Source organism: Haemophilus parainfluenzae, assembly GCF_014931395.1.
Lineage (GTDB): Bacteria > Pseudomonadota > Gammaproteobacteria > Enterobacterales > Pasteurellaceae > Haemophilus_D.
Window position 1 is genome coordinate 1,289,908 of record NZ_CP063120.1, and the last position, 18,513, is coordinate 1,308,420.

General features: G+C 39.7%; 20 protein-coding genes. 9 read left to right on the plus strand and 11 right to left on the minus strand.

Translation table 11 applies throughout. From position 1 onward, the window contains the following. The first annotated feature begins 39 nt into the window (after positions 1-39). Positions 40-759: a TerC family protein gene (locus INP94_RS06425; RefSeq protein ID WP_197543045.1), complete on the plus strand. Its 720-nt coding sequence runs from the start codon at positions 40-42 to the stop codon at positions 757-759. Between the two features lie 37 nt (positions 760-796). On the opposite strand, the gene INP94_RS06430 is transcribed toward INP94_RS06425, so the two are convergent. From INP94_RS06430 to INP94_RS06440, 3 genes are all read right to left on the minus strand, one after another. After that, positions 797-1,849: an ABC transporter ATP-binding protein gene (locus INP94_RS06430; RefSeq protein ID WP_197543046.1), complete on the minus strand. Its 1,053-nt coding sequence runs from the start codon at positions 1,847-1,849 to the stop codon at positions 797-799. 12 nt (positions 1,850-1,861) lie between these two features. Further along, a complete protein-coding gene (locus INP94_RS06435) occupies positions 1,862-3,382 on the minus strand; it encodes an ABC transporter permease (protein WP_197543047.1) in 1,521 nt (506 codons plus the stop codon). Positions 3,383-3,466: 84 nt separating this feature from the next. Then, positions 3,467-4,465 carry an iron ABC transporter substrate-binding protein gene (locus INP94_RS06440; RefSeq protein ID WP_197543048.1) on the minus strand — a complete coding sequence of 333 codons (999 nt, stop codon included), beginning with the start codon at positions 4,463-4,465 and terminating at the stop codon, positions 3,467-3,469. A 206-nt stretch (positions 4,466-4,671) separates the two neighbouring features. On the opposite strand from INP94_RS06440, the gene gshAB reads away from it, so the two are divergent. The 4 genes from gshAB (at position 4,672) to INP94_RS06460 (ending at position 9,402) form a co-directional block, all read left to right on the plus strand. Continuing rightward, positions 4,672-6,945: a bifunctional glutamate--cysteine ligase GshA/glutathione synthetase GshB gene (gene gshAB / locus INP94_RS06445; protein WP_197543049.1), complete on the plus strand. Its 2,274-nt coding sequence runs from the start codon at positions 4,672-4,674 to the stop codon at positions 6,943-6,945. 98 nt (positions 6,946-7,043) lie between these two features. After that, a complete protein-coding gene (locus INP94_RS06450) occupies positions 7,044-8,132 on the plus strand; it encodes a PhoH family protein (protein WP_065244359.1) in 1,089 nt (362 codons plus the stop codon). Between the two features lies 1 nt (position 8,133). After that, positions 8,134-8,598, plus strand: a complete 465-nt coding sequence (gene ybeY / locus INP94_RS06455; protein ID WP_049374391.1) for an rRNA maturation RNase YbeY — start codon at positions 8,134-8,136, stop codon at positions 8,596-8,598. Between the two features lie 18 nt (positions 8,599-8,616). Continuing rightward, a complete protein-coding gene (locus tag INP94_RS06460; protein ID WP_197543050.1) occupies positions 8,617-9,402 on the plus strand; it encodes a Cof-type HAD-IIB family hydrolase in 786 nt (261 codons plus the stop codon). A 38-nt stretch (positions 9,403-9,440) separates the two neighbouring features. On the opposite strand, the gene tpx is transcribed toward INP94_RS06460, so the two are convergent. The 3 genes from tpx to serC form a co-directional block, all read right to left on the minus strand. Next, the gene (tpx, locus tag INP94_RS06465; RefSeq protein WP_111326863.1) at positions 9,441-9,938 is read right to left on the minus strand and encodes a thiol peroxidase; all 498 of its coding nucleotides are present in this window, start codon (positions 9,936-9,938) and stop codon (positions 9,441-9,443) included. Between the two features lie 8 nt (positions 9,939-9,946). Then, complete coding sequence (gene hisC / locus INP94_RS06470; RefSeq protein WP_197543051.1) at positions 9,947-11,056, minus strand: histidinol-phosphate transaminase; 1,110 nt, start codon at positions 11,054-11,056, stop codon at positions 9,947-9,949. Positions 11,057-11,120: 64 nt separating this feature from the next. Continuing rightward, a complete protein-coding gene (gene serC / locus INP94_RS06475) occupies positions 11,121-12,203 on the minus strand; it encodes a 3-phosphoserine/phosphohydroxythreonine transaminase (RefSeq protein WP_197543052.1) in 1,083 nt (360 codons plus the stop codon). Between the two features lie 178 nt (positions 12,204-12,381). Here serC and INP94_RS06480 point away from each other — a divergent pair, with 178 nt between their 5' ends. Then, positions 12,382-12,732: a DUF496 family protein gene (locus INP94_RS06480; RefSeq protein WP_197543053.1), complete on the plus strand. Its 351-nt coding sequence runs from the start codon at positions 12,382-12,384 to the stop codon at positions 12,730-12,732. Positions 12,733-12,808: 76 nt separating this feature from the next. Here the strand turns inward: INP94_RS06480 and INP94_RS06485 are convergent, their stop codons facing one another. Together INP94_RS06485 and rsmC are read right to left on the minus strand one after the other, a co-directional pair. Further along, positions 12,809-13,306: a YbhB/YbcL family Raf kinase inhibitor-like protein gene (locus INP94_RS06485; protein WP_197543054.1), complete on the minus strand. Its 498-nt coding sequence runs from the start codon at positions 13,304-13,306 to the stop codon at positions 12,809-12,811. A gap of 10 nt (positions 13,307-13,316) precedes the next feature. Next, positions 13,317-14,309 (minus strand): 16S rRNA (guanine(1207)-N(2))-methyltransferase RsmC, encoded by a 993-nt coding sequence (gene rsmC / locus INP94_RS06490; RefSeq protein ID WP_197543055.1) that lies wholly within the window; start codon positions 14,307-14,309, stop codon positions 13,317-13,319. Between the two features lie 87 nt (positions 14,310-14,396). On the opposite strand from rsmC, the gene INP94_RS06495 reads away from it, so the two are divergent. Genes INP94_RS06495 through rimI form a run of 3 tightly spaced genes read left to right on the plus strand, consistent with a single transcriptional unit; the run spans position 14,397 to position 15,844 of the window. Continuing rightward, positions 14,397-14,990: a hypothetical protein gene (locus INP94_RS06495; RefSeq protein WP_197543056.1), complete on the plus strand. Its 594-nt coding sequence runs from the start codon at positions 14,397-14,399 to the stop codon at positions 14,988-14,990. 3 nt (positions 14,991-14,993) lie between these two features. After that, on the plus strand, positions 14,994-15,398 hold the full coding sequence (locus INP94_RS06500; protein WP_197543057.1) for a DNA polymerase III subunit psi: 405 nt from the start codon (positions 14,994-14,996) through the stop codon (positions 15,396-15,398). A gap of 5 nt (positions 15,399-15,403) precedes the next feature. Beyond that, positions 15,404-15,844 carry a ribosomal protein S18-alanine N-acetyltransferase gene (rimI, locus tag INP94_RS06505; RefSeq protein ID WP_197543058.1) on the plus strand — a complete coding sequence of 147 codons (441 nt, stop codon included), beginning with the start codon at positions 15,404-15,406 and terminating at the stop codon, positions 15,842-15,844. Between the two features lie 55 nt (positions 15,845-15,899). On the opposite strand, the gene fdhE is transcribed toward rimI, so the two are convergent. From fdhE to fdxH, 3 genes are read right to left on the minus strand one after another with little or no spacing between them, the layout of a single operon-like run. Further along, positions 15,900-16,808 carry a formate dehydrogenase accessory protein FdhE gene (gene fdhE, locus INP94_RS06510; RefSeq protein WP_197543059.1) on the minus strand — a complete coding sequence of 303 codons (909 nt, stop codon included), beginning with the start codon at positions 16,806-16,808 and terminating at the stop codon, positions 15,900-15,902. Positions 16,809-16,868: 60 nt separating this feature from the next. Continuing rightward, a complete protein-coding gene (locus INP94_RS06515; RefSeq protein ID WP_049365400.1) occupies positions 16,869-17,585 on the minus strand; it encodes a formate dehydrogenase subunit gamma in 717 nt (238 codons plus the stop codon). Next, complete coding sequence (fdxH, locus tag INP94_RS06520; RefSeq protein ID WP_005697790.1) at positions 17,578-18,513, minus strand: formate dehydrogenase subunit beta; 936 nt, start codon at positions 18,511-18,513, stop codon at positions 17,578-17,580. Before fdxH ends, INP94_RS06515 begins: the two co-directional genes overlap by 8 nt.

The window sequence follows — 18,513 nt, forward strand, 5'->3', positions numbered from 1 at the left end:
CTATGATTCAACCTTTCGGATTTTATATAGGAACATATTATGTTTGAATGGCTTGTTGATCCCGAAGCATGGATTTCATTGCTTACTTTGACCGCACTTGAAATCGTCTTGGGTATCGATAATATTATTTTTATTAGTATTTTAGTGGGACGTTTACCAGCGAATCAACGCCAATCTGGTCGTATTATCGGTCTTGGGTTAGCGATGATTACCCGTATTTTACTTCTTGTTTCCCTTTCTTGGATGATGAAATTAACGGAGCCACTATTCACTTTAGTTGATCAGGAAATTTCGGGTCGCGATTTGATTTTATTCCTTGGAGGCTTATTCCTGATTGTGAAAAGTACAGGCGAAATTAAAGAAGTGATGCATCCTGAAGCACATCATGAAGAAGAGAATAACAAGAAGAAAGTCAGTTATTTGGGTGTGTTAATCCAAATTGCAATTTTAGATATCGTATTTTCTTTAGACTCAGTGATTACTGCGGTAGGGATGGCAAACCACCTTCCAGTGATGATCTTGGCAATTATGATTGCAGTGGGTGTGATGATGTTTGCGGCGAAACCAATTGGTGATTTTGTTGATACCCATCCGACATTAAAGATTTTAGCCTTAGCATTCTTAATTTTAGTTGGAGTAAGTTTAATTGCCGAAAGTTTGGATATCCATATTCCAAAAGGCTACATTTACTTTGCAATGGGCTTCTCCGCAGTGGTGGAAATGCTCAACATTAAGATGCGAAAATCACTTGGTCATTAAATCATATAAAAAGGCGGAACAATGTGTTCCGCCTTTTTTAGTCATTATAGAATACCCCTTTCCCATATAAATACAGCGTGACTTGTTCGCCAGTATGATATTCGTTAATGAGATCTTCATTGATATTTAATTCATAACCACCAACATCAATACAAATATTGATAGCTCGTCCTCTTGATTCAATTCGCTTAATCTCACCTTTAAAAGAAGCGGTCGGATCTTGGATTTTTTTCGCAAGAGAGAATTGCTCAGGGCGGAATAACACTTCCCCTTGCGTATGGCCATTTCCTTTATTTTCGATGGCAATTTCACCTAATTGACAGGTCGCGATGCTATCGTTTTTTAATGTTGCAGGAAGAATAATGCTGTCCCCAATAAATTTAGCAATAGACAAATACTGAGGGGACCAATAGAGCGTTTTAGGTGTCGCAATTTGGAGAATTTTTCCTTCTTGAATCACTGCGATCTTGTCCGCATGACATAGCGCTTCATCACGATCATGGGTCACGAATACGGCAGAGGAACCACTTTCTCTTAATACTTGCAACATATCGTAACGAATTTGATTTCTTAGATGTTCATCTAACGCACTAAATGGCTCATCAAACAGGATTAACTCAGGGCTTGGTGCAAGTGCTCGAGCAAGTGCAACACGTTGCTGTTGACCACCAGAAAGCTGATGGGGGAAACGGTCAGCTAAGCTGCTAATACCCGTCAGTTTCATCACTTCCTGTATGCGTTGTTTTTCCTCTTCCGTTTTCCCTTTACCATCGCCTAAGCCATAAGCAATATTGCGGTAAACATTTAAATGAGGGAATAACACGCCTTCTTGCACCACATAGCCTAATTTGCGTTGCTGAGTCGGCACATTGAGGTTTTCTTTAAAAATAGGTTGATCTTTTAACCAAATCTCACCACTTGTTGGTTGTTCAAAACCAGCAATACTACGCAATAAGGTGGTTTTTCCACAACCGGATGCACCGAGAAGAAACAGAATTTCACCTTTCTCTAATTGCAGAGAGATATTGTGCAGAACCTGATATCCGTTAAAGGATTTATTCAAATTTTTAATGTCGAGTAATGTTGTCATTTTTATCTTCTGTTATTTAAAACCGTATCGTTTCAGTAAAAATACAGGGATCCCTGAAAATAGCACTAACATAATGGCATAAGGCGTAGCAGCCGCATATTGTGCATCAGAGGTATATTCCCACACCGCAGTTGAAAGTGTTTTAATGTCATTTGGAGTTAGTAATAGAGTTGCCGTAAGCTCTTTCATTAAGTTTAAAAACACTAAAGCAAAAGCCGCAGCAATCCCTGGCAACATGGCTGGAATGACTAAGGTACGGAAAATATAAAAGTTGCTACGACCTAAGCTTTGCCCTACCTTTTCAATGTTACTAGACATTTGTTCAAGCGAGCTACGCAAGGTCGTTTGCGCCATTGGAAGATAAAGCATAAAGTAGGCGACGATAACCATGGCAAAGGTTTGATAAAGCGAATACGCATAGTTGATGGTAAAGAAGACCAATGATAATGCGATAACAAGCCCTGGCACAGCGTGAAGTAGATAAGGGATTCGATCAAGCCAAATCGTCAATTTACTGCGATAGCGTACCGCAGCCCATACCAATGGTAGTGCACAAATAACGGTAAGTGTTGCACCCAGTGTTGATATAGTCAGTGAATTTGTGAAGGCGGTAAAAAATTCCCCAAAATCGACCGCACCTTCAATGGAACTTCCCACGGTTAGCCAATAAATCAGCATAGTAATTGGCACACCAATACTGAGCACAAAAATGGTCGTGAAAAAGCTCACGACTAAAATTTGTTTTCCTGCAGAGAGCGTTTTCAACGGATACGGACGTATTACGCCTTTGCCACTTTGATAGAGTGTTTGTGTGCCTCTAAAACGAATTTCGCCCATCACCACAAGGATACAAATGACCATTAACACGCCAGAAAGTAAGGCGGCGGTGTTGTTATTAAAGGCCATTTCATATTCTTGGAAAATCGCTGTAGTGAAGGTTTGATAATTTAAAATAGACACGGCCCCAAACTCTACCAACATATGAAGCGCAATTAATAATACGCTGCTACCGATAGCGGGTTTGAGTTGTGGAAAAATGGCATGCCAAAATGTATAAGCCTGGCTTTTAGCCAATGAAAGGCTCACTTCTTCTAAAGAGCGGTCGAGTCTTTTTAAGGTTGCAGCAACAGGGAGATAAGCAAGCGGGAAAGAACTCAGCGTCATAATGCCGATGGTTCCCCAGAAGCCTTCTACTCTAAAGGTGAGGCTGATCCATGTAAAACAACTGACAAAAGCCGGAATACAAAGAGGGAGCGTCATGGCTACTTGGAAAAAGCCTTTTCCCCAAAAGCGATAACGTTCTAATAAAAATGCACATAACGTGCCGAGAATAATGGCAAAAAGTGTGACAAATACCATTAAAAGTAGGGTATTACTGAGCAATTCCCACATTCTTGGGCGCCAAAGTAATTCAATGCTGCGAGCCAATCCGACATCTGCAGCACGCTCAATAACATATAAAAAAGGGAGTAATAATGGCAAACTAATCAGCACGATTAAGGCTATAAGCCAGCGAGGTGGGCGATTAGACACAAAAGAATCCTTTGAAAATATTAGTGTAGAGTAAATAACAGAAGGGCGTGTATTACACGCCCTATATTGCATAGCAAATTAAACTTATTTCAAACCAGCTTCTTCAATAAGTTTATTGGCGTTGTCTTTGTCTTCAGCAGTGGTTGCCGAAACAACAGGCGCTTCTAATTTCGCATAAGGTTCCATGTTAAATGGAGAAACCACATCGGTACGAAGTGGGTATTCTGCACGTACTGAAACAAACGCTTGTTGTCCTTCTTTACTTGCTAAGAAATCAACGAATTTTTTCGCTTCTTCTTTATTTTTAGAACCTTTTAATACAGCCGCACCAGAATAGGTCACTAATGCACCTGGATCTTGATGACGAATGAAGTAAAGACGTGTTTTGAGGTTATCAGCACCTTTTTCTTTTGCAAGTGTATACCAGTAATAGTTGTTGATTAACGCTGCTGGTACTTCACCATTTTCAACCGCTTGAAGAGCAACGCTGTTTTTCGCATAAAGTTTACCGTTTTCTTTTAAGCCTTTTAACCATTTAAGAGCGGCATCTTTACCTTTTAATTTGGTAATCGCAACAACTTGCTCTAAGAATGCGCCTGAAGTTGGAACGTAACCAATTTTATCTTTCCATTTTGGTGTTGCATAATCTAACACGGATTTTTCCATGTCTTTTTCAGATAATTTGGTGTGATCATAAACCACAACACGAGAACGACCACTTAGCGCGATCCAGTCTTTTTTCGGTGCAACAGGCACACCCTTGTGTGCAGTTTGTTTAATTGTGTCTGCGGAAAGTGGTTCTAATAACCCTGCATCAGAGAGTGCCACGAAAGGAGCAGTTTGTTCAGAGTAGAACACATCTGCAGGGGTTTTATCGCCCTCTTCTTTTAATTGACCTGCAAGTTGATCACTTTTAGCACTGTTTAAGGTCACTTTAATGCCCGTTGCTTTTGTAAATGCATCAGCAACAGCTTGAGAACCTTCTTTGTGCTGTCCATTGTAAACAGTAATATCTGCAGAAGCGAATCCTGCAAACACCATTAAGCCGGTTAGTGCGGCAATTTGGAAGTGCTTAATTTTCATGAAAACTCCTTTATGTTATCGGGCAAATCGCCCATTTTCTGAAAATAAAATTCGTCCCATTCTAATATATTTAAAAGAGATAATGCAAATAATTCTCAGATATTTTTCTCTTATATCAAAATTTCATATTCCATTCTATTTTCTTACTTTGCCCCACGTTGTTTTTTCTCCATAATGTCAGGTGGAAATTTCTAATAAGGACGGATATGAATATTCAGCAAATCATTAAACAATATCACCTAGAGCTCTTATTTCAGCAAGGGTCATTTGGGATTGAAAAGGAAAGTCAACGGGTGCATGTGGATGGTTCAATAGTGACATCATTGCACCCCCAAGCCTTTGGTAATCGTCGTTTCCACCCCTACATACAAACTGATTTTGCAGAAAGTCAGTTGGAATTGGTGACTCCCCCTATGAAAAAGTTAGAGGATACACTACGTTGGCTTTCAGCCATTCATGAAGTGACTTTGCGAACTTTACCGGAGGATGAATTTATTTTTCCTTTTAGTATGCCTGCAGGATTACCGCCAGAAGAACACATTAAGGTTGCACAATTAGATAATCAGGAAGATGTGGCTTATCGGGAGCATTTAGTCCAGTCTTACGGTAAATATAAGCAAATGGTCAGTGGTATTCATTACAATTTTCAAATTGACCCTAAGTTTATTGATGCTTTATTTCATGCGCAAAATGAAACACAAAGTGCGGTTGATTTTCGAAATGATTTTTACCTAAAAATAGCCAAAAACTTCTTACGCTATCAATGGATTCTGCTTTATCTGTTTTCTGCGACACCGACGGTAGAGGATAAATATTTCAGAGGCAATTCCCCCCTTAAAACGCATCAATATGTGCGGAGTTTACGTTCAGGGAAATATGGTTATGTGAATGATCCGAAGATCCACGTCTCTTATGACAGTTTACAAGAGTATGTTGAGACGTTAGAACACTGGGTGAAATCGGGTGATTTGATTGCGGAAAAAGAGTTTTACTCAAGCGTACGTTTGCGTGGCGCTAAAAAAGCGCGCGATTTACTTGAAAAAGGAATTCAATATTTAGAATTTCGTTTGTTTGATCTCAATCCGTTTGCACCTTATGGAATGGAACTCGCTGACGCGAAATTCATTCATTATTTTATTTTGTTAATGGCATGGCTTGACGATATCGCGGATCAAGAAGGTATAAAATTAGGCAAAGCACGTCTTGCTGAAGTGGCATGGGAAGACCCAAGACAGCAAAGCGTTTATGCGGTAGAAGGCGAATTAGTCCTCCTTGAAATGCTCAAAATGCTTGAGCAACTTAATGTGAGTGATGAGATTAAAACGATTGTTAAAGACAAATTAGGACAATTTGCGGATCCAAGCCAAACGCTTTGTGCAAAAGTGGTTGCGGCAATTGAACAGGTCGGCAGTTACCAACAATTAGGGGCGGATATCGCGCAATCCAATAAAGCAAAAGCCTTTGAACGTTTTTATGCATTAACTGCGTTTGATAATATGGAACTGTCCACACAAGCGTTATTGTTTGATGCAATCCAAAAAGGATTAAAGATTGAGATTTTAGATGAACGCGATCAATTTATCAGTCTTCAATTTGGCGACCATTTGGAATATGTGAAAAACGGTAATATGACTTCTCACGATAGCTATATTTCCCCACTCATCATGGAAAATAAAGTGGTGACGAAGAAAGTGTTAGCGAAAGCAGGATTTAATGTACCGCAAAGCATCGAGTTTACCGATGTGAAAAGTGCGGTCGAAAATTTCCCACTTTTTGAGAATCGAGCTGTCGTGATTAAGCCAAAATCAACGAATTTTGGTTTAGGAATCAGTATTTTCCAACAAGGTGTAACGGATCGAGATGATTTTGCAAAAGCAGTAGAAATTGCTTTCCGTGAAGATAAAGAGATCATGGTTGAAGATTATCTACAAGGCACTGAATATCGTTTCTTTGTGTTGGGTGATCAAACGTTAGCTGTCTTATTACGTGTACCAGCGAATGTGATTGGAGATGGTGTACATACCGTTGCAGAATTAGTTGCGGCTAAAAATGATCATCCTTTACGGGGCGATGGCAGTCGTACGCCATTGAAAAAAATAGCATTGGGGGATATTGAGCAGTTGCAGCTTAAGGAGCAAGGATTAACCGTGAATTCTATTCCTGCAAAAGATCAACTTGTTCAATTACGTGCGAATTCTAATATTAGTACAGGCGGTGATTCTATTGATATGACGGATGAAATGCATGCCAGTTACAAAGAAATTGCGGTAGGGATTAGCAAGGCAATGGGGGCGGCAGTTTGTGGTGTAGATTTAATTATTCCTGATTTGAAACAGCCGGCAGAACCGAGTTTACATTCGTGGGGTGTGATTGAAGCAAACTTTAATCCTATGATGATGATGCATATTTTCCCATTTAGTGGACAATCTCGACGATTGACAATGAATGTGATTAAGATGCTTTTCCCTGAATTGACTTAATTTAGTTATCGGGCTTCATCAGTTGGTGAAGCCCGTTTTACATTCATCGTAATTAGGCTAAAATGGAAACAGTATCCACAATTCTAAAATAAAATTTAATGACAACTTTTACCTTAGAACCTCAAGAAAATGATCGTCTGCAATCCCTTTGTGGTGCATTCGATGAAAATATCAAACTGATTGAAAAAGAATTTAACCTCAATATTTCCCGCAATAATTTCACTTTCACGGTGAAATCTAACGATGAAAGTCCGAAACCACATCATGAGCAATTAGTTGAGCGTGCAGCTAGATTAATCCAAGCATTATATGTGGAGACAGCGCCAATTAAGGGGAAAGTGAAAGAACTTGATTTGGAAGATGTGCATATTGCCTTGCAAGAGAGCAGAATGTTATCGCAAGAGGGCAGTGAGTCACGCAGTGAAAATCACGTCTATAGCACCACAATTAAAACCAAGCGAGGTTTGATTAAACCGCGTGGTGAAAATCAAATTCAGTATTTACATAATATTCTTACGCACGATATTAGTTTTGGGATTGGACCCGCTGGAACGGGGAAAACTTTTTTAGCCGTAGCAGCGGCCGTCGAGGCATTAGAACGTCAAGAAATTCGTCGCATTTTGCTGACTCGTCCTGCGGTGGAAGCGGGCGAAAAATTAGGTTTCTTGCCGGGTGATTTAGGCCAAAAAATTGAACCTTATTTACGACCACTTTATGATGCGTTATTTGAAATGCTTGGCTTTGAACGTGTACAAAAATTAATGGAGCGTAATGTGATTGAAATCGCACCATTGGCTTATATGCGAGGTCGCACACTCAATGACAGCTTTATTATTCTAGATGAAAGCCAAAATACAACAGTCGAACAAATGAAAATGTTTTTGACTCGTATTGGTTTTAATTCCAAAGCCGTGATTACAGGGGATGTGACTCAAATCGATTTACCGCGAAGCACAAAATCGGGTTTACGCCACGCTATGGAAGTATTAAGCAAAGTGTCGGAATTGAGCTTTAACTACTTTGAGAGTAAAGATATTGTACGACATCCTGTGGTGGCAAAAGTGGTACAAGCTTACGAAGAATGGGAAGCTCAAGATGAAATTCGTCGCCAAGAAATCGCAGCGCAGCGTCGAGCTGAACGTGAGCAAAAAGTGCGGTCAGAAAATGAAACGAATTTAGGAGAATAACATGGGCAATATGATTATCGATTTGCAACTGGCCTGTGAAAATACAGAAGGCTTGCCATCAGAAGCGCAAATTCTGCAATGGGCAACTGCCGCAGTGCAACCAGAAAGTGATAATGTGGAAATGACGGTACGCATTGTGGATGAAGCAGAAAGTCATGACTTGAATTTGACTTATCGTGGAAAAGATCGTCCAACCAATGTATTGTCTTTCCCTTTTGAATGTCCTGACGAAGTGGAATTACCACTGTTGGGCGATTTGGTAATTTGTCGCCAGGTAGTGGAGCGTGAAGCTATCGAGCAAGAAAAGCCTTTAATGGCGCATTGGGCGCATATGATAGTGCATGGTAGCTTACATTTACTGGGGTACGATCACATTGAAGATGATGAAGCCGAAGAAATGGAAAGTTTAGAAACTGAAATTATGCAGGGTTTGGGCTTTGCTGACCCTTATCTTTCCGAAAAATAATGACGATTTGGAGCAATTATGTATAAAGCCGTATTCAGCGATTTTGATGGTACTTTATTAACGTCGGATCATCGAATTTCGCCTAAAACCTTAGATGCAATTCAACGCATTACAAAACAAGGTATTCCATTTACACCAATCTCTGCTCGTTCGCCGCTGGGTATTTGGCCTTATGCAAAACTCATTGAAAATTACAACATCATTGTGGCATTCAGTGGTGCCTTGATTTTAGATAAAGACTCTACGCCTATTTATTCGGTACAAATTGATCCCGCTGATATCCAAGCCATTAACCAAGTATTAGCAGATCATCCTGCGTTAGGTGTCAATTATTATACTTATGATGATTGCGTCGCTCGCGATTTGGATAATAAATGGGTGATTTATGAACGTAGCGTGACAGGCATTCAGATTGATCCTTATGATGAAAGTGCGGTCTATTCTCCACATAAAATTCAAATCATTGGTGAAACAGATGAAGTGATTGGTATTGAGCAAATCTTGAAAGAGAAATTCCCGCATTTAAGTATTTGCCGTTCTCATGCGAATTTCCTTGAAGTGATGCATAAATCGGCGACAAAAGGTAATGCAGTACGTTTTCTCGAAGATTACTTCCATGTGAAGATGGAGGAATGTGTTGCTTTCGGCGATAACTTTAATGATTTAGATATGTTAGAAAGCGTGGGATTAGGCGTGGCAATGGGCAATGCACCGGATGAGATTAAACAGGCCGCTAATCGAGTCACCGCTTCGCATAATGATGATGGAATAGCATTGATATTGAACGAAATCTTTCCTGGATAAATAAAAAGGCGCTTTCTATGAAAAAAGCGCCTTATTCATTATAGTGCGGCTAGCGCAGCTTCATAATTTGGCTCATCTTTAATTTCAGACACCAATTCACTATGTAACACGTTATTGTTTTCATCTAAGACAATCACTGAACGAGCAGTCAAACCCGCGATTGGACCAGTTGTGATGTTTACCCCTAAGTTGTCATGGACTTCTTTATGACGGAAAGTAGAAAGCGTTTCTACGTTCTCAATACCTTCCGCACCGCAGAATCGTGCTTGTGCAAAAGGTAAATCAGCTGAAATGCAAAGTACCACAGCATTTTTTAAATTAGCTGCTTGTTGATTGAATTTGCGAACCGAAGTTGCACATACACCTGTATCAATACTTGGAAAAATATTTAAAACTTTGCGTTTTCCTGCATAAGTATCAAGCGTGACGTCAGCGAGTTCTTTATTGGTGAGCGTAAGTGCGGTCACTTTCTCTCCTTTTTTGGGAAAGTTGCCGCTTACTTCAATGGGATTACCCATCATTGTTACTTGTGTCATAAAAGCTCCTATTTTTTATTTCCTAAATTAAGCATTTTTTTAAGTGCAGTAAAAAATTTGTCGTTTTCTTGCGGTAAGCCAATACTGATACGTAAGTGATTTGGCATGCCATAACCTGCAATTGGGCGTACAATCACGCCTTCACGCAATAATGCATCATAAATTGGTGCGGCAGGCTGTTTAAAATCAATGGTAATAAAATTACCTTTAGACGGAATAAAGTCTAAGCCATATTGTTGGCAGAAGGCTTCATAACGTTTCATTTCTTGCCGATTATTCTCAGCCACTTTTTCAACAAAAGCATCATCGTTCATCACCGCAATCGCACTGGTTAAAGCAAGACTATTACAGTTAAACGGTTGACGAACACGGTTTAATAAGTCAGCGATTTCAGGATTAGAGACTGCGTAACCAATACGTAACCCCGCCAAACCATAAGCTTTTGATAGGGAGCGAGAAACGATAAGGTTAGGGTATTTATCTAGTAATGCAAAAGAATTAACGCGTTCGCTTGGATGAGTAAATTCGGTATAAGCCTCATCTAATACCACAATCACATTTTCAGGTACTTTGGCCAAGAAAGCATCCAATTCTGCTTCCGTTAAGAAATTTCCGGTCGGGTTGTTTGGATTAGCAATAAAAATCAGCTTGGTTTTATCTGAAAGTGCGGTCAAAAATCCGTTTAAATCATGTCCCCAGTCTTTAGCTGGAATTTCTTTAGCAACGGCGTTAATGGCTTTGGTCACTAAAGGGTAAACAATAAAAGCATATTGTGAATAAATCACTTCATCATGTTCACCCGCAAAGGTATGAGCAAAGAGCTCTAATAAATCGTTAGAACCATTGCCAAGGGTGATTTGGTTTGGTTGCACACCAAATTTTTTCGCAATAGCTGCTTTAAGTTCAAAACCATTCGCATCAGGATAACGAGTTAAATGATCAAGTTGGGCTTGGATGGCTTTTTTCGCGCTTTCAGGAAAACCGAAAGGGTTTTCATTTGAGGCAAGTTTAACGATATTAGTAATACCCAATTCACGTTCGAGTTCTTCGATTGGTTTTCCAGCTTGGTAAGGTGAAAGAGATTTCACGCCTTGATTGGCGACGTTGATGTATTGCATATGCTTTCCTTATAAAAACGAGCGGGCTTTTCAGCCCGCACGTTGAGTTTAATAAATCAGATAATTAGCTATTTTCAGCTTCAAATTTTTTCATGAATTCAATGAGCGCTTGTACGCCTTCTAATGGCATCGCGTTATAGATAGAGGCGCGCATACCACCTAGCACTTTATGACCTTTTAAAGCCTGAAGACCCGCAGCTGTAGATTCTGCGACAAATTTAGCATCAAGCTCTGGATTACCTGTTACGAATGTCACATTCATGGTTGAACGGTTTTCTTTAGCTACGACGTTACGATAGAGTTTGCTGCTATCAATGTAATCATAAAGGGTTTGTGCTTTCACGGCGTTACGTTTTGCAATTTCTTTTAAGCCGCCAATTGCTTGAATGTGTTTGAAAACCAATGAACAGAGATACCAAGCAAAGGTTGGTGGGGTATTGATCATGGAATCAGCATCACGCTGTGTTGCATAATTCCAAATTGATGGAGTGGCTTGGCGAGCATGACCAATTAAATCATCGCGAATAATTACAAGTGTAATCCCTGCTGGACCAAGATTTTTTTGTGCACCCGCGTAAATGACACCAAATTTGCTAATATCAATTTCGCGAGAGAGCACATTAGATGACATATCGGCTACAAGTACCGCATTGCCCACATTCGGTACATCAAAAATTTCCACACCGCTGATAGTTTCATTTGGGCAATAGTGAACGTAATCGTATTGTTCCGCAATATCACTGAAATCAAGGTTGGTAATGCGTGTATGCTCACCATTTTCGACAATGGTAATTTCATCAATTTCAGCAAAGTTACGCGCTTCTTTCGCAGCGGTTGCAGACCAGTGACCGCTATTTAAGTAAAGTGCTTTGCCTTTCTCTCCAATTAAGTTCATCGGTAATGCTGCAAATTGACCACGTGCGCCACCTTGTAGGAATAACACGCGATAATTATCTGGAATGTGATACACTTCACGCAGATCTTTTTCGGCTTGAGCTATCAATTCCATAAAATATTTGCCACGGTGGCTGACTTCCATCACAGACACACCTTGACCAAGCCAGTTAGTTAGCTCAGCTTGTGCTTTGTGTAGTACCTCAGGGAAAATCATGGCTGGACCAGCACTAAAATTAAAGACTTTTGACATTGTGTTTCCTTATTTTATTTTGAATAGATTCTTCATTTTTACCACTACCGAATAGGATAATCAACTAAATCAAACAGTTTTTTGATCTAATCCATCAATTTAAATTTAAGCTTTTGACGGGGACGAAAAAAAAGGCTACATTACCCGAAGTTTATTTTTAACTTTGAGAGAGTCGATCATGGGAAATGTAAATAAATCCTTCCAAGAAGTATTAGAGTATGTGCGTTTATATCGTTTAAAAAATAAACTTAAGCGTGACATTGAAGACAACAACCGTAAAATTCGTGATAACCAAAAACGTGTCTTATTATTAGATAACTTAAATCAATATATCCGTGACGATATGAGCATTGAAGATGTTCGTGCAATTATCGAAAATATGCGTGATGACTATGAAGGCCGTGTAGATGATTACAACATTCGTAATGCGGAACTTTCTACTCAACGCCGTGAAACGAGTAATAAGATGAAAGAACAGAAAAAAGCACACGCGAAATTAGTGCAAGACGCGAATAAAATCACCTCATAAAATCCTAAAAGAAATGACCGCACTTTGTTGAAGTGCGGTCATTTTTTATGGTGTTTTTAGGATGAACTATAAATGATTAAACATCATAAGTGCCCATCACCACAGCTTGATCCAAAATATGCCCTTGCATCGCAAAATGTAGATCATTAAAACGGAATCCCTGTTTCAGGTTAAGTTTGGTATCGAGCGCATATACAATAAGCTCGTAACGATGTAAGCAGTTTGGTGGTGCCATACCACCATAGAATGAGGCTTCTTCGATATCAAATTGACCTAATTTACTCGCCCAAGTATTTGCACCTTGTACATAATCTGTTGCGGTTTGGCTTTCATTTTCTTGGATAACGGTACGTTCAAGATCCGCAATAAGCCAATGAATCCACACAAAGCCACTTGCCGTAATTGCATCTTTATCTTCTAAGACAACCGCAAAGGATTTAGTGCCTTGAGGGGCATCGTGAATTTCAAAGGGGATAGAGTAGGTCGGCATACCATTTGGGCTAAATTGTGTGCCGCGTTTGCCATATTTGTCTTCAAAAGCACCATTTTGAATGGCTGAACTGGTTACAAACATTGTTTTCTCCTTAATTTCTCACGGAATACACTTTAAATTTGGTGGTTTGAGCAAGTACGTTAAACTGTCCGAAATGTTGTGCTAATAAATCGGGATAGGGCAGAAATGCATTAGCAACAATACGAAGTTCGCCACCTGCCGTCAAATGCCATTTTGCTTGTTGAATAAGTTCTTTCACCGCACGATAAGCGGTATCGATTCCATCGTGGAAAGGCGGGTTTGAAATAATTAGATCAAATTTTCCCTCAATATGGGAAAACACATCACTTGCGATAACCTGACCTTCAAGCTGGTTTTCTGCCAGTGTTTGACGAGCGGATTGAATTGCCATTGCATGAATATCGGTCATCGTGACATCTGCTTTAGGATGATGTTTTTTGATCATTGAACCAATGACACCCGCACCACAGCCAACGTCCAATACTTTGCCTTGAATAGGTGAGGTTAAAGTTGAAAGTAGAAGTGACGTTCCATTATCAAGTTCATTGGCACTGAATACACCCGGCAAGCTGAAAATACGGAGATCGCCTAATGCATCATTTTGGTAGCATTTCCAATAAGATTGAAGATCAAAGTGCGGTTGTTTTTGTAAGGCAAAATGGTATAAACCGCAACGACGTGCAGAGTCGATTTTGCCAATTTCACCATAAGGTTCAAGCAGTTTTTCAGCTGAACGGACGCCACAACGATTTTCACCGATAATCAACACTTCTTGACCAATTTTACTTTTGGCGAGTAGTTGCATCAGCTGAAAATTCACTTCTTGTTTGTTTTTTGTCCAATAATAAATAATCAACTCGGCTTGCGGTTGAAATTCAACCTCAAAATTGACCGCACTTTGGGTTTTAGCATAATCAAAATACCAGCTCCAAATTTGTACGGATTGACAATGTTTTTGCAATATCTGAGGAAAATCATCATTAATGCCGCCGGCAAGAAGAATTGATTTACCGTTAAAAAGGGGAAGATGGCGTTGTAAAACTTCGCTTTCGAGAGAAATCACGCTTTAAATCCTGTGGTTTATTGGTTAAAATTACGTGTTATTCTAGCAAAAGAAAACGATTTAAACGTATTTATTAAGGAATTATTTATGAAAAAAATCATCACCGCAGTCGCAATGGCAAGTTTATTGTCTGGCTGTCAATTAATCGAACAACTTCAAGGTAGCAAACAAAAAACTTCAACCTTACCAACAACAAGCTCAAAAGTTGAATTACCTGCTGCACAAGCGCAAAGCTTAGATGCGCAGTTTGAGCGCATCAAAAAAGGTAATCAAGAAGTAACATTCAACGGCGAGAAATTCTATAAACAAACAAAAGCCTTTGATAAATCAGAAGATCCGCGTTTCTTAAGTGGTGCAGCAAGCGTAGATCGTAGCAATCGTAAATTCATTATGAGCGAAACCTATTATTTAAAAGATGTTTCTCACGTTCCAGCACTGACCACTAAATACCTTGATGAAACTAAGAAAGTGTGTGATTTAAAAACGATTGGTAACGCTTCAGATGCTTATTATGCCTGTGATGGTAACGATTTCCAACGTCTTGTTGCCGTGGTTTATCAAGCGAAAAACATTCTTTCTTTCCGTAGCTTAAAAGCGTATCAAGAAAAACCAACAGATGCGCAAGAAAAAGCAATTGTTAAAGGTTTAAGAGATTATCCGCTAGATACTATCGCTCGTTAATCTATGGATAGACGCAATCTTCTTTTAAATGAAATGGGAATAACCCGTTGGCAGCTCTATCGCCCAGAAGTATTGCAAGGGGCGGTAGGTGTGAGTGTTTCAGAACAAGTGAAATTTATTGTGGTGACTAATGATAATCTCTCAAGTTCACCGCTTTTTGCAGATATTCGACTTGCGCTAGAGCTCAAAAAAGAAGATTGCCTTTGCCTGAATTTCGATCAAATTCAACATATCACATTACAACATTCTGTGCGGTATTGGTTATTGGCTGAAAATGCTGATGAAATCGACCGCACTTTGCCTTATTGCTTAAATGCAGAGCGTGTTTATCGTTCTGTTGATTGGCAGCAATTCCAGCAAGATAGCCAAGCTAAGCGTGAGCTTTGGCAACAAATCCAACAAATTTAATCATTATGCCTTCTCTTTTTCCTATTGAAGAATGCGATATGGATCGCTTATATGAAATTGAACAAGCAGCACACCTTGTTCCTTGGTCATTAGGAACATTGAAAAATAATGTCGGCGAGCGTTATCTCAATTTGAAATTAGTGGAGAAGGAGCAAGTGCTTGGTTTTGCGATTTGCCAAACGGTATTAGATGAAGCGACATTATTTAATATTGCGATAGATCCGGTTCAACAAGGAAAGGGCTATGGTTCGTTTTTATTGCAAGGTTTAATGGATAAGCTTAAAGAGAAAGGTATTCAAACGCTTTGGCTTGAAGTGCGTGAATCGAATCCTGCTCGTTTCCTTTATGAAAAGTTGGGATTTAATGAGGTTGATATTCGTAAGAATTATTATCCGAAACCGGATGGTGGACGAGAAAATGCCGTTGTGATGGCATGTTATCTCTAGAATGAAAAAGTGCGGTCAATTTTGACCGCACTTTGTTTATCTGAAAAATAAGACATTACACTTCTTCTGCAGGGAAGATAAATGGATTTAATCCACTACGAGCGAAGTCTTTTTCTTCCATTTCAATATCTAAGAAAATTGATGCCAAATCATCTGCTACGGCTTCAACATTTGGATCTTTTTCCTGGAACATGATTTTTAAGTAGCTTTGGCAGTCACCACAGGTTTCTGCACGAATGAGTGCAAGTTCTTCGTTTAATGACCACATTTCAAGATTTTTGTGTTCATTACAGTTAGTGCATTGAGCTCGAACTAAATTCCATTCGCTTTCACAGAGACTGCAGTGTAAATAACGTAAACCTTGCGATGTACCGATATGTACCACGCTCGCAACAGGGGCAGAACCACAAACAGGGCAGTAATGTAAATTATCGATACCTTCTTGGCGGCTGTTATGAGGAATTTGTTGAGCCAGTTGTAACCAATAAAGAGAAAGTGCCGCCCAAATAAAGACGGCTTTATCGGTGCTTACTAAGTTATATTCTTGGCTTAAAAGATGGGTAGCCATTTCCTCAAGCTCTTTCTCTGAAGCTTTTTCTAGATTTTCAATGGTAGCAACAACCTGTTCATTCGCTTTGGGTTTAATGCTATGTAAAATTTCTTTAAGGTATTCAATCCAGATGCCAGAACGTTTAAATGTTTTAGCATTTAACGGTTCGATCTCACTTAAGTTATCGAATTGCTGTTTTTCTAATGGATTTTTTTCAAATACGCTTAATTGGCTTTCCACAACATCTGCAGCAAAGAGTAAATAATCAGCCAATGGATGATCTTTCGCTAATTCTCTTAAACGTTTTGCACGACGTTGATAAAGATTTTTAGGGTTCGCAAACAAAACAGGTGGAATATCGTATGAATTCTTTTTTTGTTTGATTTCGTCTGCAGATAAGATTTTGATACTCATAATAGTCTCTTAAGTATTGATAAGAAAAAGTGCGGTCAATTTTAACCGCACTTTTTGATTTTAGCCATTGATACCTTTGAACAATGCTTTGGTTTTTACTTTTTTACCTTCAGCTTCATTTTCAAGGTCTTCTTCTAGCTTAGGAAGTACTTCATCACGATACCATTTAGGGTGGTGTTTTTTCGCCCAGCGAACGGTTACCCAACCCTCAACGATTCCGCGGATTGAACCTTTAATCCAGAATGCCATATACATGTGTACCAAAATACCAGTGAACAACATGAATGCACTTAAAGAGTGAAGGAAAATCGCAAAACGTAATACCGGAATAGAGAAGTAGTGCGAGAAATACTGACGCCACATAATAATACCGGTTACAAGTAAAGTGACCATCGCCAAGTTCAATGTCCAGAATAACATTTTTTGACCAAGGTTATACTTGCCGTTATCTGCAACAGCGTGCTCATTCCCTTTTAATACTTCAACGATACCTTTTAACCAACGAATATCGTTTTTCTCTGGAATGTTGTGATCCCAGTAAAGATAGCCGAGGAAAATAAAGGCAACGAACATAATGATACCGGTGAACGGGTGAATTGCTCGAGCCAGTTGCGGAGTACCTAAAATTTCAGTTAACCACGCAAAATCTGGGAAGAAGAATGCCACACCAGTGAACATCGTCATAAAGAAGCAGATTACGAGTAACCAGTGGCTAAAACGAGCAGGCGTTCTATGACGAATGATTCGAGTATCATTGCTAATCTCAATCTTACTCATCTTTGCCCCCTTTTTTATCTTCTTCTTCAAATTCATGGTGATGATCTTCTACGTCTTCTTCAACGTTTGGACCCACAGCTAAGTAGTGAGCGATTTCAGCAAGTGCTAGACCACCCATTGCTACAGCCGCTACTGGTTTCAAGACATCTTTCCAAAGGGTGACGGTGAGGTCAACTTTTGGATCTTTTGGAAGACCAGAATAAAGCTCAGGTTTATCCGCATGGTGTAATACATACATTACGTGTGTACCACCTACGCCTTCAGGGTCGTAGATACCCGCGTTTTCGTAACCACGCGCTTTTAAGTCTGCAACACGTTGTTCTGCGTAGAGTTTCATTTCTTCTTTAGAACCGAAACGAATTGCACCAGTTGGACAGGTTTTCACGCAAGCCGGTTCTTGGCCCACAGAAACACGATCCACACAAAGGGTACATTTGTACACGCGGTTGTCTTCTGGGTTCATACGTGGAATGTTGAACGGACAACCTGCGATACAGTAACCACAACCGATACATTTATCAGATTGGAAATCCACGATACCGTTCGCATATTGGATGATTGCACCAGGTGCAGGACAAGCTTTTAAACAGCCTGGTTCTGAACAGTGCATACAACCATCTTTACGGATTAACCATTCTAAACGATCATTTTCTTCAACTTCGTTAAAGCGCATTACCGTCCATGCTTTCGCATTAAGATCTACTGGGTTATCGTAGATCCCCACACATTGAGCATTAACATCAGAACGGATGTCATTCCACTCTGAACAGCCCACCTGACAGGCTTTACAACCGATACAGGTGGATACGTCGATTAATTTTGCGACTTCAACTTTATGATCACGCGCTTGAGGTGCTGGTGTTAAACCAGACGTAGCGGAGACCTTGATAATGTCTTGCGATTGAACGCCTTGACCACTTCCTGCCAT